The following is a 14,752-nucleotide window of genomic DNA, read 5'->3' as shown; positions in this document are numbered from 1 at the left end:
TGTAGTTATCCGAACATCGCGCCGAGGCCCTCGGCACCGTCGTCGTCATCGTCGTCGGTGTCGTCGGCGTCGGCTTCGTCTTCGGTGTCGTCTTCGTCGGCCGATTCATCTGCGTCGTCCGCGTCGTCCGCCTCCTCGGCGGCCGGCGCGGGCGCTTCGACGCCGCGGAGTTCCTCCGGGAGCGCCTCCTCGTCGTCGATCTGGGCGGCGAGCGCGCGAACCTGCGCGTCGGCCTTCGCGACGAGGTCGGGCAGCACGTCCGGGTCCTCGATGGCGGCGAAGAGCCCGAGGGCCTTCGCGTCGCCGGCGGCCTTCGCGAGCAGCGTCGGCGCGGTCTGCGCCGTCGGGTAGCTCGCGTTGACCGAGAGGTTCCGGGCTGCCGCGGCGGCGGACTGGATGTCCGCGCGGTACTCGTCGACGTCGATCGCGAGTTCGTCGGGCTCGAAGCGGACGCCTTCGGAGAAGACGCCGCGCAGGTCGAGACCGACCTCCTTCGGCTCGATGCCGAGCTCGCCGAGGACGCCTTCGAGCTCTTCGGAGACCGGCTCGCCGGCCTCGAGGACCTTCGAGTCCTCGGTGACCTGGATCGAGCCGTCCATGATGCGCGCGGCGGCGCCGACCTGCTGGAGTTCGCCCACGAACGGGCCGGGGTCGACGCCCGTGTCACCCTCGGGGATGACGATGTCGTTGGGCGCGACTTCGCCGGCGCTGATCGGCGCGGGCGTCTTCGAGGCTTCGAGCTGCTTGAACAGCCCGAAGGGGTTGTCGTTGGTGCCGACGAGGGCGACCTGTCCCGAGACGTACTCGGTCAGGTCTTCGAGGCCGTCGTCGACCTCCTCGAGGGCGCGGACGGTGAGCGTGTTGCGGCTCATCCGCAGCTCCGCGCTCCCGTGGAGTTCTCGCCGCATGCTCTGTAGCTGGCGGCTCGGGATGCCGGCGACGTCGACGACGCCGATCGAGTCGTAGCCTTCGAGGAACTCGACGAGTTCGGCGACCTCCTCGCGCTTCCACTCGGGGATCGTCTCCGTTCGTCGCGCGGCGGCGCTCTCGCTCATGCGGGTACCTCCACGGACGGGCCCATCGTCGTCTTCACGTACATCGAGTCGATGTTGAGGGGACCCTTCTCCAGGTTCGCCTCGAGACGACGGACGATGACGTCGACGTTGTCCGCGATCTCGTCGGGGTCCATGTCCTGGGCACCCACGCGGGTGTGGAACGTCCGGCGATCGCGGGAGCGGAGTTGCACCGTGTTCTTCATTCTGTTCACTGTCTCGACGACGTCGTCGTCCGGCTGGAGCGGCGTCGGCATCTTACCGCGCGGACCGAGAACCGTCCCCAGGAAGCGGCCGATGTCCTGCATCATGCTGGCTTCGGCCACGAAGAAGTCGGTCTCGTCGGCGAGGTCTTTTGCCGCGTCGGTGTCGTCTCCGAGGTCTTCGAGGTCGTCGCCGTCCAGAACCTGGTCGGCGGCCTCCTCTGCTCGGAGCGCGGTCTCACCGCTCGCGAAGACGACGATCTGTGTCTCCTGCCCGGTACCGGCCGGCAGGACGACAGACTCGTCGACACGTTTCGATGGATCGTTTAGGTCGAGATCGCGCAGATTCACGGCGAGGTCGACCGTCTCGCGGAAGTTCCGCGGCGGCGCCTCGTCGAGTGCGCGAGCGACTGCGTCAACTATCGTATCTGCCATTATTCACCTCCGTAGTACGCAGGATTGCTCCTACGGGTCAGTGAAACAGGCGTCTGCCTGTCTCGTCGAATCGAACGGGGATGGCGGCCTTAAGTCCGTCGAAGCAATCTCCCCGTACCGGCCGATTTCGGGGCCGAGACGCCCGATCCGTGGGAACCGTCGCCACGGTACGGAGCGAGCCGAGAGATCCGTATCAAGTTCACAGCCGAATGCCGATAATAGACGTCGACCGCTCACCGAGAGACTCCCGCGGCGTCCCGTGGTCGCACCCGTTCACGTGGAACGGGTGACGGTGACCATCCACTTCTCGACGGTCACCGTATACTTCCCGTACGTGAACGTCACCGAACATTTCGAGTCTGTTCCACTCTGTGCCGTCACGAGCGCGTCGAGCGCGTCGGGATCGACGTAATCGTGGAGCGGTGACAGGGCGTCCGCGTGGCGTTCGTCGCCGCCGAAGGCCGGTGTGACGACCGGGCGATTCGAAACTTCGCTTACTGCAGCCACGACCGCCTCGCTGGGTAGTTCATCCCGCTCCCGTTCGTATTGGTATGTATTCGCCGAGAGTGCCTCCGTTCGGTTAGATACGCTCATTGCTGGAGATTTGCCCCTCGCGACGCAAGCCGATTACCCTTGACTATGTAATCATTCAAATACAGACGGTCGATATTTTATCCTCTTGACGGTTCAATCGCCGCTACGAACGTTAGCGCCGAGTTTTGTGTCAGGGTACCGCCCTTCGCGCGGGTTACTACCTCCGTCGGCCCGAGCGAGAGAGAGGAGGTCGCCGCCGTGATCACGGCTGGCGGAGTGGTGATCGACAGCGAGTGAGGCTGCCCGACATCCCACCCGCCGGATCTCGACACGCGGCGCTCGCGGGTGTCCTGTGTCGAATCGGGTCCCGGGAGAACCACAAAGAGAACGGGGGTCGTCGGTCGCCGCAGATAGCGCGGCGGTCCGCTTACTCCGCGAAGACGTCGTCGTACTCGCCGTCGTCCATCCGCTCTTTGAACTCGCGCGGGTTGTTGCCCTCGATCGTGACGCCCAGGGAGGTGCAGGTACCGACGACCTCCTTCGCGGCGTTGAACGAGTCGTACGAGAGCAGGTCCGAGGACTTCTGCTCTGCGATCTTCTTCACCTGCTCGACGGTCAGATCGGCGACGAAGTTCTTCTGGGGTTCGCCCGATCCGGTCTCGAAGCCGGCCTCGTCCTTGACGAGTTCGGCCGTCGGCGGGACGCCGACGGAGATCGAGAAGGAGCCGTCGTCGTCGTACTCGACGGTCACGGGGACTTCCATCCCGTCGAACGCGGCGGTCTCGTCGTTGATCTGCTGCACGACGTCCTGCACGTTCACGGGAGTCGGTCCGAGTTCCGGACCGAGCGGCGGACCGGGGTTCGCCTCCCCGCCGGGAACGAGTACTTCGATAGTTCCAGCCATACCTCACAACACCCTGCGGCGACTTTTAACGGTTTTCTTTCGGTCGAACGGCCGTGTCAGGGAGCGGCACGGTTCTCGGCGCGGCGTTCGAGACTGTCTTCGGGACGCCTTTCGAGACAGTCCTCGACGTGTCCTTCGAGGCGATTCCCGACGGCGACTCAGAAGGGACGGCCGCAGACAACCTCAGAGGTCCAGGCCGAACGGCGCGGCGTCGCCGGCGCGAGCCGCGACCGAGCCGAGCAGGTCGGCGGCGGCGTCGAGGTCGGTCGTGTCGATCACCTCGACCGGCGTGTGCATATACCGGTTCGGAATGCCGAGGTTCAGCGCGGGGATGCCGCTGCGGGCGGTGTAGAACGCGTCGGCGTCGGTTCCGGTCCGCGTGCCGGTCGCCTGCAACTGCACGTCGACGTCGGCCGCGTCGGCGGAATCGCGTGCGAGTTCGACCAGCGAGGGGTGGTTCGCGCTGCCGCGGGAGACGACCGGGCCGCCCCCGAGTTCGACGGGACCGGTTCGCTTGCCCGGGACGTCGGGATTGTCGGTCGCGTGGGTCACGTCGACGGCGACGGCCGCGTCGGGGTCGAGGTCGAAGCCGATCATCTTCGCGCCCTGCACGCCGACCTCCTCCTGGACCGTACTGACCGCGTACACGGTGGCGTCGACGTCGGCCTCGACTGCAGCCCGAAGCCCCTCGGCGGCCGACCAGACCCCCACGCGGTTGTCCATCCCTCGGGCGGCCAGTCGGGTTCCGTGCAGCGGCCGCACGCGCGTCTCGACGGTCACCGGATCGCCGACCTCGACGAGGCCTTCGGCCTCCTCACGGCCCTCGACGCCGACGTCGACGAACTGCTCTTCGATGTCGTCGTAGGACTCCTCTTCGCGGTCACGCAGGTGGATCGCCGTCTGGCCGACGACGCCCGCGACCGGGGTCGCCGCGTGGACTGTCACGTGTTGGCCCTTCGAGACCGTCCGGTCCGCACCGCCGATCGGGGCGATCCGCAGGAAGCCCTCCTCAGTTATGTCGCGGACGATGAACCCGATCTCGTCGGCGTGGCCGGTGAACGCGATCGAGACGTCCGCGCTTCCCTCGTGGACCGCGACCGCGTTGCCGTAGTCGTCCGTCCACACGTCGTCGGCGAAGTCGCGAACGTAGTCGAGCCACACTCGCTGACCGACGGCCTCGAACCCCGAGGGGCTGGGCGTCGTCAGGAGGTCCGTCAGAAACGCGCGTCTGTCGTCGTCCATACGACCGCTCGGACTGCCCGGTACCTGAAAGCACCGACTGACAGACGATAGACATTCGTCGGTGGTTCGACCGATCGGTCTCCGCAACGGTTATGATTTCTGTCGGCGTACCGAGAAGTGTGATGACCGAGTTCACGTTCTTCGAGATCCACCTCCACGACGGCCTCAGCTTCAGCGCGACGAACACCGCCCCGGCGATCGGCGGGTCCGGCGGCGACGAGTCGTCCGAGGACGACTTTGGAAACGGCGAGGGCGACGAAGCCGATTCGGAGACCGGCGGGGATTCGAGACGGCTCCGGATCGGAGCGCTCGTCGCGCTCGTGCTCCTCGTCGCCCTGGCCGCCGCGGCGAAGTACCTCCGCGGAGACGACGACCTCGAACTGACGGAACTCGACGACTTCGCCGAAGAATAGCGCGATCGAACCAGCGGGGACCGTCGGAGCCGGCGCTCGCGGCACTCCCCGATCCGACGCCTGCCGGACTGCCCGGGCCGACGCCGTCGAGCACCCGACTGTCGCGTTCAGTCGGATAGCTTAAGCGCCATCCACGGTATGCCTCCCGTATGACCGTCTCAAGCGCCCCCGGAAAGGTATATCTCTTCGGGGAGCACGCGGTCGTCTACGGCGAGCCGGCGGTCCCCTGCGCCATCGAGCGGCGGGCCACGGTCGCCGTCGACGCCCGCGAGGACGACCACATCAGGGTCGAGGCCCGGGACCTGAGCCTCGACGGCTTCACCGTCGAGTACGCCGGCGACATCGATGACCGTCCGGACGTCGACGTCCCGGCCGGACTCGTCGACGCCGGGGTAGGCTACATCGACGCCGCGGTCGAACAGGCCCGCGACGCGGCCGACGCGCCCGACACCGGCTTCGACATCAGCGTCGAGAGCGAGATTCCCCTGGGAGCGGGCCTCGGTTCCTCGGCCGCCGTCGTCGTCGCCGGCATCGACGCCGCGACGCGGGAACTCGGCGTCGAACTCGCGCCCGAGGAATTGGCCGACCGGGCCTACCGTGCCGAGTACGACGTCCAGGACGGGCAGGCCTCGCGCGCGGACACGTTCTGCTCGGCGATGGGCGGCGCGGTCAGGGTCGAGGGCGACGACTGCCGCCGGATCGACGCGCCGAACCTCCCCTTCGTCGTCGGCTTCGACGGCGGCGCGGGCGACACCGGGGAACTCGTCGCCGGCGTCCGCTCGCTGCGGGAGGAGTACGGCTTCGCGGCCGACACCGTCGAGAGCATCGGCGACATCGTCAGGGAGGGGGAGTCGCTGCTCGCGGCCGCCGACCCCGACTCCGATCCAGGGCCGGAACTCCTGGCCGAACTCGGTCGGCTGATGGACTTCGATCACGGCCTGCTCGAAGCGCTCGGCGTCTCCTCGCGCACGCTCGACAATATGGTCTGGGCCGCCCGCGAGGCCGGCGCCCACGGCGCGAAACTCACCGGCGCGGGCGGCGGCGGCTGCATCGTCGCGCTCGACGAGACGCCGGAAACGCGGACGGCACTGCGCTACACGGCGGAGTGTCGCGACGCCTTCCGCGCGGAACTGGATCGGGAAGGCGTCCGCGCTGAGGGCGCGACGGACGGGGCGACGAACGGCGAGTCGACCGGAGACCCGAGGCCGGACGCGGGGGCGGAGTGACGTGACGGTCGTCCTCAAACTCGGCGGGAGCGTCATCACCGACAAGGAGACGCCCGAGACTGTCGACGACGACGCCCTCGATCGAGCCGTCGGGACGATCGCCGACGCGGACGTGTCGTCGCTGGCGCTCGTTCACGGCGCGGGGAGCTTCGGGCACCACCACGCCGAGAAGCACGGTGTCACACCAACCGAGGGGAGCCACGACGCCGAGGGCGTCTGGGCGATCCACGACTCGATGCGTCGGCTCAACGACGAGGTGGTCGGTCGGCTCCAGGCCGCGGGCGTGCCGGCGCTCCCGGTCCACCCGCTCTCGGTGGGCGCGCGGGACGCCGAATCGACGCTCTCGCTCGCGCTCGATTCCACGGCGACGATGCTCGCGGAGGGTTTCGTTCCCGTCCTCCACGGCGACGTGATCGCCCAGGCGGGCGCCGGTGCGACGATAATCAGCGGCGACGAGATCGTCGCCCACCTCGCCCGCGGCCTCGACGCCGACCGCGTCGGGCTCTGTTCGACCGTCGACGGCGTCTACGACGCCCACGGCGACGTGATCCCCGAGATCACCGAGTTCGCGGACGTCGCGGACGCGCTCGGCGAATCCGAGGCGACGGACGTGACCGGCGGGATGGCCGCGAAGGTCCGCGCTCTGCTCGAACTCGGCGCGCCGGCGTCCGTGTTCGGCCCCGACGCGCTGGCGGGCTTTCTCGCGGGGCGGTCGGTCGGGACAGTCGTCGACGGGTGAGACGACTCGCGTCGAGTGAGACGATTTCCGACGGCTGCCTGAACCGTTGGGTCGCACGAGGAAACCGATATGTAACCCGCAGCGCAACGGTACCCTATGAGCGAATCGGACGGGTCGGTCGAGACCCAGGACACCCGGGAGGTCATTATGGAGGCCACCTTCCGGGCGCTGCGAAAGCACGGGTACAGCGACCTTCGCGTCCGCGACATCGGGGCCGAGATGGACCTCTCGCGGCAGGTGATCCACTACCACTTCGACGGCAAGTACGACCTGCTGTCGTCGTTCCTGGAATACGTCATCGAGCAGTACGAGGGGAGCGTCGAGGTCGACGAGGAGACGACTCCCCGCGAGGAACTCGAGATGCGCATCGATCGCTGTCTGTTCGGGCCGGAGCTCGCGGAGTTCTCCCACTGGGAGCGGATGGAGGTGTACCACGAACTGTACGCCTCCGCGCAGCACGACGAGGCGCACCGCGAACTGTTCGTCGAACACTACGACCGGCTCAAGGCGGGGATCGTCGACGTCATCCAGCGCGGGATCGAACGGGGCGCGTTTCGCGACGTCGACGCCGATCTGATGGGACAGCACCTCACCGACACGATCCACGTCGCGAGGGAGCGACGGCTGGCGCTCGGTCACGACGACGCCCCGGCGGAGGCCCGGCGCGCGATCGACGAGTTCGTCCTCGACTCCCTGTACGACGGGTCAGGCGAGTCCGACGCGCCCGACAAGGTCGACGCGCCCGACACGACCGAAGAATCGTAACAGACCGATCGGTTCGGTCCCGGCCAGTCGTGTTTTCGATTCCTGACAGGGTCGGTTCTTCTCTCTAGAGTTCGGGGACGTCCGACGGCATATCGAAGTCGTGGTAGTACTCGCCCTTCTCCTTCGAGAGGATGTCGAGGACGGCGGCCGCGCCGTCGCCGGCGGCGATGACGGCCTGCCACTTCTCGGCGCGACCCATCGCCCCGGTCGCGTACACGTCCTCGACTGACGTCTCCATATCGAGGGTCACGTCGACGACGTCCTCGTCGGTGAAGTCGCAGCCGAGGTCCTCCGCGAGGCTCCGGTCGCCGCCAGTCGCGAGCACGATGTACGTGGCGTCGTACTCGTCTTCGGCCGTCGAGACAGCGAACCCGCCGTCGATCGCTTCGACGTCCGTGACCGCCTCGTCGACGAGCGTCGCCCCGCGGTCGCGGGCCTGCCCGCGGGTGACCGTGAGGAACTCGTCGCCGCCGATGCTCCGCACGGCGGGGTAGTTGAACAGGTGCGCCTTGTGCATCCAGGATTCGTCGGTGTCGAAGACGACGGTTTCGAGGCCGTTCTTCGCGGCGTACAGTGCAGCGCTCAGGCCGGCGGGTCCACCGCCGACGACAGCTACGTCTACCATATATCGGTGCACTCACCGCGGGTAAATACGTTTTACCATTTGGTAAAACAGATCCTCACGCTCGATTACAACACGAACGGACCGCGCTGCCGGATCGGCTCGCCGTGCGGTTCCCCCGCGACGGCGACCACTCGCCAGTCGCCGTCGTTCCCGTCGCCGTCGTAGAGTCCGATCGGTTCGTCGTCGGTGATCGGCAATACGTCGCCCTCGACGAGCGGTTCCGCCGAATCGAACCCCGCGCCGTCGACCGTTCCCGAGCCGGAGACGCCGTAGAGGAACCCCGACCACCCGTCGGGTCGGGTCCACGTCCACGCGTCTGCACCCGCGCCCGCGACCTCGACGTCCAGATACTCCATCGGCGTCTGAAGGGTGATCGGCGAACCCTCGCCGACGACGGTCGTCACGGTCGCGCCGACGAGGCGCTCGGTCGGCAGCTCCGCGGCGCTCGCGTCCGCGTAGTCGGGCTCGATGGCCTTGGTCTCCCGCGGGAGGTTCACCCACAGCTGGAGGCCCGTGCAGGCCGCTCCGCCAGCCGGAAACTCCGAGTGGCGGATCCCCTCGCCCGCGGTGATCCGCATCGCTTCGCCCGCCTCCGCGGTGTTCGCGACGCCCAGGGAGTCCTCGTGTTCCATCCCGCCGTCGAGCATGTACGAGACGATCTCGAACCCGCGGTGGGGATGCATCGGGAACCCCTGGTCGGGGTCGATGTAGAACCGTTCGAAGAGGACGAACGGGTCCAGGTTCGAGGGATACGCGTCCGTCGGAAACGCCCGGTTCGAGTGCACGCCCGTCCCGTGTCGGACGCGCTGTCCGGCACGCACCCGCCCCGCCGCGTTCGACTCGTTCGAGGACATACCCACCGTTGGTTTACCGCCCGGTAAAGGCTGTCGGGATGGGCGGTCGACCCCGTTCGGAACGACGACAACAACCCAGCCACGTCTCTCCGCCGGTACGTCGGAGAGTCGACTATTATTTATCAACGTGCAGTAAATTCACCCAGCGTGAAACTGCCATCGGGACTTCGTCTGGAGGGGACGCCGTTCGACGGTCGGGAGTTCTCGCGGCTCTGGTTCGTCGCCACGGCGACGTACGGCGTCGGGGACATCGTCACGACCATCGCGCTGATCGGCTTCAGCGAGCGCGTTCGGGAGGCGAACCCGCTGGTCCGAGCCGCCGTTGAAACCCTCGGCAACGCGGGACTCGTCGGGCTCAAGCTGGCGGTGTTTCTGACGTTCATCCTCGTGAGCGTCGACGCCGCCCAGCGCGAGGACCCGATCTTTTACTACCTGCCGCCGGCCGTGCTGACGGTGATGGGGACGTTCACGACGGTCTACAACGTGCGGTTGCTGATGGGGTGAGTAGGGCTCGAAGAAGTTTTACCGCGCTCGAAACGCACAACGAATTATTTATTAAGAATTCACCGATTCTGGCCAAGACCCGGAAGTTCAGCTGTCGTCTCTTGTGAAGGTATCTCCGTCCTCGATTTCGACCTCGTGGATCTTGCCTCCATTATTGCCCCAGCAGAACTGTTTTGATTTGAGTTCCTCGCCGACGGGTACAGAAGTGTACGAGGTCCACTGGGATTCACCGCCTTCACCCTGACTGATGGAGGCCTTCGCGCAGACTTCACCACTTTCGTCCGCTTGAATCTCCACGTGCCCGTTGTTGAGGAACTCCACATCAGTGACCGTGAGTTCTGTACCACCACTCTCGCAGGTCTCGCAGGTGGTGTCGGTGCTCCCGCAGGTGAACTCGAACGTCCGTTGTTTACTGACTGTAGCTCCGCCCGAGTCACCGTCGAAAGAGAGCGTGAACTCAGTCTGTTTTGTTTCGTCAGTCTCGCACTTGACGAACACGAGTGCGTCTTCTCCGACTCCGAGCGTGTTTGCGCTGTCTTCACTGATTTCAAGCGGATCTTCTATTTCGATGTCTTGAACAACCTCGTCCCGAGAGACTTCCGTTACCGTGAGTTCCAGCGGCTGAGCGAACTGATTCGTGATTCTCGCCACTTTCGTTCTCGTTTTCTCAGGGACAACCTCGTCATCCCCGGCTTCTGTTTTTTTCAGGTTTCGTAGCCCCAGATACGCATTCTCGTCCTCGACGACGTTCACTTCCACGCCGCGTTCGGCGTCGACGCTGCTGAACGCGCCGGTTCCGACGCCCAGCGCCCCCGAGCTCGCCCCACCGAGCAGTAGGATGAAGTGTCGTCGTTTCATCTCAATGGAAGTCTCCGAACCCGCCCCGCACTGTCAGACCGTACGCCGCGAACGCATATGGTTATGCTCCGTTGGAATCACCGTCTGGCACTCCTTGAAGACCGTATCGGAGGGCCTGAACGGCCGTCGGTCGGTGGCATAGTCCCGTTCCAGTCGTGCGATTCACTGCAGTTCCGGCGGCGCTTCGGGCTCGCCGACCTTCATCTCGGCGGTGTAGTACTTGTGCGTGACCGCCGAGAACGCGAAGGCCACGACGATCGCCAGCGTCCACGCCAGATCGGGGAGCAGCACGAACGGCCACGCGCCCATCCACACGGCCGCGACGAGCGCCGCCGAGACCGCCGAGAGGCCCAGGTAGTACTCGCTCCAGGGAACCTCCCGGCCCTCGACGACGTCGAGGTAGAGGTCGACGTCCTCCAGGGCGGGCGTCGGCTCGATGACGCCGCGGCTCTTGTTGAACTCCACGACGCCCGCGCGGTCCATCATCGGTAGATGCGACTGCTGGAGCGCCGTGTACACCCGCTTGCGCTCGTCGCCGGTGATCTCCGCCGTGTCGATGCCGTTCTCCCACGCCGCGATCTGCTCGGCCATGTCGCCGATCTCCATCGTCTCCTCCTCGTGCTTCAGCAGATGCACCGCGAAGCGCCGCCGTCGATTGGAGAGCACGTCGAACAGTTCGTCCTCGGAGAGCTCTGTCGCCGGTTCACCACCCCCGTCCACCTGTTGTGCCGACGCCATTCGTGTCAGACAAGTATGAGTCAATCAACATAAATCCCGCGATCGTGATACCGATATGAGAGGTTCTAAACCGTGAAAATCACGACTTTAGACGGGTATTTGCGCCCGAGATCCGGCATACAGCAGTCCGGTGGACGCAACCGCGGTCGTCGTCACGAGGCTCTCAGCCGGCGAACCGCAAATTCGTACCAGGTTCCGTAAGATTTCAGCGACGATTCGCACATCGAGCCGCCCGTGAACGCTTCTGAGCGGATTCAGGCCGGGCTTGAAGCGCCTGTCGAGGGGTTCAGACCGGGGCAGAACGGCGACGGAAAATCTTCAGCCCCGCCCGGAATCACTTCTGGCGAATCATTACGATATGGGTATGGGCCAATGGGTGAAGTAGAGCGACCCGGGGTGACGCGGGACGTCTCCGCGTCGGCGGCCGCGGGTCGCGTGCGGTACACGAGGTAGACCAACTATGACAAGTCGACGCAAGTTCATCGCCGGTCTGGGTGCATTGGCTACGGGTAGTGCAGCTGCAATGGGTACGGGCGCGTTTACGAGTGTGAGTGCGAATCGTGGGATTAATGTTGATGTTGCTGGCGACGCCTCAGCTTTCCTCTCGCTTGAACCGACTAACAGTCCAAATTCGAAGTATGTGAACACTGAGGGTAATGCCTTGTCGCTCCAATTTGATGGGTCTCATGCCGAAAGTATGAGTGAGGTTTACTCTGGCAACGTTGGAGGGCTTAATGTTGATGCACAAACTGTAATTGGTGAATTATTCAATATTACGAATCGAGGAACTCAGGACGTATTTGTTTATATGTTGCAAGATCCTGATGGAGATGGAACTAAAGAACTCGGAAGTGGCAACGAAAACGGCATTTCATTTGCAGCTGGCTCCGCAAACGATTATTACAATGAGCAGATGGGTGGAACCGGACTTATGAATACTCAGGAAAAGTCTGGTCTGCCAAACCACCCAGTTCCAGCTGCGATCCGGGTTGATGTTGGTAACACAATGCCGGATGTCGGCGCGATATTTGGTGGTTACCTTGGAGACCTTTCAGAACTTGATATGGATATCACGATTGTCGCTGAAGCTGTAAGTAGCTATGAAGATGGGGATACCGTTCCGGAAAACGATGAGAAGTTTGATATTTACGGTTACGATGATCCACACCTTCCCCCAGAAGAAGACAATGGGGAGGAAGTTCCTGAAGAATCTGAGTAATCTGAAATAACTCTGTATGATCAACCGCCGGAATCTCGTTATCGGGCTAGGAGGTGTCCTCAGTTCCTCGTTTATATTTGGAACAGGGGCCTTCACCAGCCTTAGTGCTAGACGCTCAGTAATCGTCCAAACTTCTAACGATTCTGAAGCGGTTCTGTCATTGAAAGAAATCGGGAATGGCGGTCGATCAATCTTGAAGAACGACAAATTGGCCTTTAATTTGCCTGGATCAAGTGAAAACGAGTACAGCCACACAGATCCAGAAGGCCTCGGCACAGATTCAGTCTACCGCTTCGGCAAGGACGCTAGAAATGGGACGTCTGGACTCTTCAGTGTCGAGAATCGAGGCACACAACCCGTTCAGATTTACAACACGCAGACGGAAACGAGCGGAGTTCCCGACGTGACGATGTACGATGTAGAGACGGGGAGCACTCTCACAGAGGACAGTCCATCACTGCCGCTTTCGACCGGAAATCAGCTCCCCTGCGGGCTGGAAATTGACACACACGGAGTCCCTGTCCAGGAAATAGAGTATGATGTGACGCTCACAATCAACGCCGTCGCGGCAAGCGACTAATCCACATTCAACGTCGGACAGGAATGATATGTGAAATCAAAACATTGTGGATAAATTCGCTGCTTCCGACCGATTTCTCTTATCAAGCGACCCCTTCAGGAACTTCAAGCACACCATAACCAAACTCCGTCCAGTATAAACTCCGCCAGAGCCACGGATGTTGTCCCACCGCCGCACCGCGATCCTCGCCTTACTCCTCGTAGCGACAGGATCGCTCGTCTTCACCACAGGCGCGGCGGTGGTCAACGGCCCCACAGACACCTTCGCCGAGGACCGCCTCGCGGTCCAGCCGGCGGAGGGGCCGAACGGCGACTACGCGTACCTGAACGACGACGACGAGATAGTCGTCGACGTTTCTCCCACCAACCCGAACCTCGATCCCGACTTCAGGGGCGTCAACCCCGAGACGCTCGCCTCGGCGGAGGGCGTCTTCACGATCACGTACACGGCCGACGAGTACGCGCGGGTCTGGATCGAACACGAGGGCGAGGCCGTCACGTTCGTCAGCGGCGGCGACTCCGTCGAGGGCGAGGCCAACAACGTCACGCTCGCGCCGAACGAGACCGTCGCGGTCGGCTTGCGGATCGACACGCGCGGGGAGGTCGCGGGCACCCAACTCGGTGCCGACGACTTCTCGATCCGCGCGGAGGTCGCCGAGCCCGAGGACGTGTCCGACTCGTCGCCGTCGTCGCTCGGTGGGGGCGGGGGAGGCGGCGGGCTGTCGACGACCGTCAGGTCGCCGGCCGTCGACGAGCGGCGGTTCGTCGCGAGCGGCGCTCGATCGGGCGAGTCGGTCGAATTCGACGCCGACCGGATGGCGCTCGACGGCGGGAACGTCACGATGGACCGACTCGAACTGACTGGCGTGCCGGGCGGGAGCCTCGAACTGAACGCCGCCGGCAGTCCCGATCCGTTCGACGGGGCGAGCGCGCTCGACACCCCCACGGAGCCCCGGTCGCTGGCGTACCTCTCGCTGCGGTACGACTTCGACCCCGACGAGATCGACGGGATGACGCTGCGGTTCAGCGCCGATTCGGGCTACTTCGACCGCTCTGGCGTCGATCCCGAGAACGTGGTCCTCTACCGACAGACCGACGCGGGCGCCTGGGAGGCGCTGCCCACCGAGGTCGTCGGCGACGAGACCGCCCGCGAGCGGGGGCTCCCCGCGGACCGCGTCCACTTCCGGGCGCGGACCGACGACTTCTCCACCTTCGCGGTGGCCGAGGAGGTCCCCCACCTGACCGTCACCGACGCGTCGCTCGACGCGACGACCGCCGCGCCGAACGAGACAGTCACCGTCCGGGCGACCGTCCAGAACGGCGGCGGCGCGGGCGGCGAACGGTCGATCACGCTCACGGCCGACGGAGCCGCGGTGGCGACCGAGCGGGTCGCGCTCGAACCCAACGGCTCGACGACCGTCGACCTCACCGGGCGGTTCGAGACGGGCGGCGAGATCGCGCTCGCCGTCGACGGCGTGTCCGCGGGGAGGCTGGTCGTCGAGAACCCGGCGACGGATGTCGACTCGGAAGCGACGGAAGATGACCCGGGCACGCCGGACGACTCGGCGGCGGTCGGCGGGGCGGACGCGACGGGCACGCCGGCGGCGGACGGTAACCCGAGCGCGGCGGACGATCTCTCCGGGACCGCGGCGGACGTTGAGGGGAACGCCGGCTCGGCCGGGGCACTCTTAGAGCCCAGCGGGATCGACCTCGTGGAACTCGGCGGGCTGGTGCTGTTCGTCGCGATCGCCGTCGCCTTTGTCGCACTCGCCCGACGGATGCCCCGGTCGTGAACGCGACGGGGTCCGGCCTCGGGCGACCGCGGCGCGAGCGCGGATTCTCGCTCGCGAGAACCGGAGCGA

At 65.0% G+C, this 14,752-nt stretch carries 17 protein-coding genes; 8 read left to right on the top strand and 9 right to left on the bottom strand.

The window, feature by feature from the left end:
* Positions 1-5 precede the first annotated feature (5 nt).
* The 5 genes from NO876_RS04805 to NO876_RS04785 form a co-directional block, all read right to left on the bottom strand.
* Positions 6-1,055 carry a 50S ribosomal protein L10 gene (locus NO876_RS04805; RefSeq protein ID WP_256420537.1) on the bottom strand — a complete coding sequence of 350 codons (1,050 nt, stop codon included), beginning with the start codon at positions 1,053-1,055 and terminating at the stop codon, positions 6-8.
* Entirely contained in the window at positions 1,052-1,690 is a 639-nt protein-coding gene (locus NO876_RS04800; RefSeq protein WP_256420536.1) for a 50S ribosomal protein L1, read from the bottom strand. The genes NO876_RS04805 and NO876_RS04800 overlap by 4 nt, the downstream gene beginning before the upstream one ends.
* A gap of 273 nt (positions 1,691-1,963) precedes the next feature.
* Positions 1,964-2,284 (bottom strand): HalOD1 output domain-containing protein, encoded by a 321-nt coding sequence (locus NO876_RS04795; RefSeq protein WP_256420535.1) that lies wholly within the window; start codon positions 2,282-2,284, stop codon positions 1,964-1,966.
* Between the two features lie 367 nt (positions 2,285-2,651).
* Positions 2,652-3,128 (bottom strand): 50S ribosomal protein L11, encoded by a 477-nt coding sequence (locus tag NO876_RS04790; protein WP_256420534.1) that lies wholly within the window; start codon positions 3,126-3,128, stop codon positions 2,652-2,654.
* A 183-nt stretch (positions 3,129-3,311) separates the two neighbouring features.
* Complete coding sequence (locus NO876_RS04785) at positions 3,312-4,370, bottom strand: zinc-binding metallopeptidase family protein (RefSeq protein WP_256420533.1); 1,059 nt, start codon at positions 4,368-4,370, stop codon at positions 3,312-3,314.
* 122 nt (positions 4,371-4,492) lie between these two features.
* On the opposite strand from NO876_RS04785, the gene NO876_RS04780 reads away from it, so the two are divergent.
* The 4 genes from NO876_RS04780 to NO876_RS04765 all read left to right on the top strand — a co-directional run bounded on the left by NO876_RS04780 (position 4,493) and on the right by NO876_RS04765 (position 7,513).
* Complete coding sequence (locus tag NO876_RS04780) at positions 4,493-4,783, top strand: hypothetical protein (protein WP_256420532.1); 291 nt, start codon at positions 4,493-4,495, stop codon at positions 4,781-4,783.
* A 149-nt stretch (positions 4,784-4,932) separates the two neighbouring features.
* Positions 4,933-6,009 carry a mevalonate kinase gene (gene mvk / locus NO876_RS04775; RefSeq protein ID WP_256420531.1) on the top strand — a complete coding sequence of 359 codons (1,077 nt, stop codon included), beginning with the start codon at positions 4,933-4,935 and terminating at the stop codon, positions 6,007-6,009.
* 1 nt (position 6,010) lies between these two features.
* Positions 6,011-6,748 (top strand): isopentenyl phosphate kinase, encoded by a 738-nt coding sequence (locus NO876_RS04770; protein WP_256420530.1) that lies wholly within the window; start codon positions 6,011-6,013, stop codon positions 6,746-6,748.
* Between the two features lie 96 nt (positions 6,749-6,844).
* Positions 6,845-7,513 carry a TetR/AcrR family transcriptional regulator gene (locus NO876_RS04765; protein WP_256420529.1) on the top strand — a complete coding sequence of 223 codons (669 nt, stop codon included), beginning with the start codon at positions 6,845-6,847 and terminating at the stop codon, positions 7,511-7,513.
* Between the two features lie 64 nt (positions 7,514-7,577).
* Here the strand turns inward: NO876_RS04765 and NO876_RS04760 are convergent, their stop codons facing one another.
* Positions 7,578-8,138, bottom strand: coding sequence for an NAD(P)/FAD-dependent oxidoreductase (locus tag NO876_RS04760; RefSeq protein ID WP_256420528.1), 561 nt, complete (start codon positions 8,136-8,138; stop codon positions 7,578-7,580).
* A gap of 65 nt (positions 8,139-8,203) precedes the next feature.
* On the bottom strand, positions 8,204-8,992 hold the full coding sequence (locus NO876_RS04755) for a pirin family protein (RefSeq protein ID WP_256420527.1): 789 nt from the start codon (positions 8,990-8,992) through the stop codon (positions 8,204-8,206).
* A 147-nt stretch (positions 8,993-9,139) separates the two neighbouring features.
* Here NO876_RS04755 and NO876_RS04750 point away from each other — a divergent pair, with 147 nt between their 5' ends.
* Positions 9,140-9,496, top strand: a complete 357-nt coding sequence (locus NO876_RS04750; RefSeq protein WP_256420526.1) for a DUF5658 family protein — start codon at positions 9,140-9,142, stop codon at positions 9,494-9,496.
* An 87-nt stretch (positions 9,497-9,583) separates the two neighbouring features.
* On the opposite strand, the gene NO876_RS04745 is transcribed toward NO876_RS04750, so the two are convergent.
* Both NO876_RS04745 and NO876_RS04740 read right to left on the bottom strand, forming a co-directional pair.
* On the bottom strand, positions 9,584-10,354 hold the full coding sequence (locus tag NO876_RS04745; protein WP_256420525.1) for a hypothetical protein: 771 nt from the start codon (positions 10,352-10,354) through the stop codon (positions 9,584-9,586).
* Between the two features lie 162 nt (positions 10,355-10,516).
* Entirely contained in the window at positions 10,517-11,092 is a 576-nt protein-coding gene (locus tag NO876_RS04740) for a DUF7344 domain-containing protein (protein WP_256420524.1), read from the bottom strand.
* Between the two features lie 460 nt (positions 11,093-11,552).
* On the opposite strand from NO876_RS04740, the gene NO876_RS04735 reads away from it, so the two are divergent.
* From NO876_RS04735 to NO876_RS04725, 3 genes are all read left to right on the top strand, one after another.
* On the top strand, positions 11,553-12,311 hold the full coding sequence (locus NO876_RS04735) for a hypothetical protein (protein ID WP_256420523.1): 759 nt from the start codon (positions 11,553-11,555) through the stop codon (positions 12,309-12,311).
* A gap of 193 nt (positions 12,312-12,504) precedes the next feature.
* The gene (locus NO876_RS04730; RefSeq protein WP_256420522.1) at positions 12,505-12,891 is read left to right on the top strand and encodes a hypothetical protein; all 387 of its coding nucleotides are present in this window, start codon (positions 12,505-12,507) and stop codon (positions 12,889-12,891) included.
* Positions 12,892-13,048: 157 nt separating this feature from the next.
* Entirely contained in the window at positions 13,049-14,683 is a 1,635-nt protein-coding gene (locus NO876_RS04725; protein WP_256420521.1) for a PGF-pre-PGF domain-containing protein, read from the top strand.
* Positions 14,684-14,752 lie beyond the last annotated feature (69 nt).

It is taken from the genome of Halobellus rarus (assembly GCF_024494595.1).
GTDB lineage: Archaea > Halobacteriota > Halobacteria > Halobacteriales > Haloferacaceae > Haloquadratum > Haloquadratum rarum.
This window is presented reverse-complemented; position numbering and strand designations above follow the sequence as displayed.

Excerpts from the sequence above, each read along its gene's own strand:
- NO876_RS04805 (WP_256420537.1), bottom strand. The coding sequence starts at position 1,055 with ATGAGCGAGAGCGCCGCCGCGCGACGAACGGAGACGATCCCCGAGTGG.
- NO876_RS04800 (WP_256420536.1), bottom strand. The coding sequence starts at position 1,690 with ATGGCAGATACGATAGTTGACGCAGTCGCTCGCGCACTCGACGAGGCG.
- NO876_RS04795 (WP_256420535.1), bottom strand. The coding sequence starts at position 2,284 with ATGAGCGTATCTAACCGAACGGAGGCACTCTCGGCGAATACATACCAA.
- NO876_RS04790 (WP_256420534.1), bottom strand. The coding sequence starts at position 3,128 with ATGGCTGGAACTATCGAAGTACTCGTTCCCGGCGGGGAGGCGAACCCC.
- NO876_RS04785 (WP_256420533.1), bottom strand. The coding sequence starts at position 4,370 with ATGGACGACGACAGACGCGCGTTTCTGACGGACCTCCTGACGACGCCC.
- NO876_RS04780 (WP_256420532.1), top strand. The coding sequence starts at position 4,493 with ATGACCGAGTTCACGTTCTTCGAGATCCACCTCCACGACGGCCTCAGC.
- mvk (WP_256420531.1), top strand. The coding sequence starts at position 4,933 with ATGACCGTCTCAAGCGCCCCCGGAAAGGTATATCTCTTCGGGGAGCAC.
- NO876_RS04765 (WP_256420529.1), top strand. The coding sequence starts at position 6,845 with ATGAGCGAATCGGACGGGTCGGTCGAGACCCAGGACACCCGGGAGGTC.
- NO876_RS04760 (WP_256420528.1), bottom strand. The coding sequence starts at position 8,138 with ATGGTAGACGTAGCTGTCGTCGGCGGTGGACCCGCCGGCCTGAGCGCT.
- NO876_RS04755 (WP_256420527.1), bottom strand. The coding sequence starts at position 8,992 with ATGTCCTCGAACGAGTCGAACGCGGCGGGGCGGGTGCGTGCCGGACAG.
- NO876_RS04745 (WP_256420525.1), bottom strand. The coding sequence starts at position 10,354 with ATGAAACGACGACACTTCATCCTACTGCTCGGTGGGGCGAGCTCGGGG.
- NO876_RS04740 (WP_256420524.1), bottom strand. The coding sequence starts at position 11,092 with ATGGCGTCGGCACAACAGGTGGACGGGGGTGGTGAACCGGCGACAGAG.
- NO876_RS04735 (WP_256420523.1), top strand. The coding sequence starts at position 11,553 with ATGACAAGTCGACGCAAGTTCATCGCCGGTCTGGGTGCATTGGCTACG.
- NO876_RS04725 (WP_256420521.1), top strand. The coding sequence starts at position 13,049 with ATGTTGTCCCACCGCCGCACCGCGATCCTCGCCTTACTCCTCGTAGCG.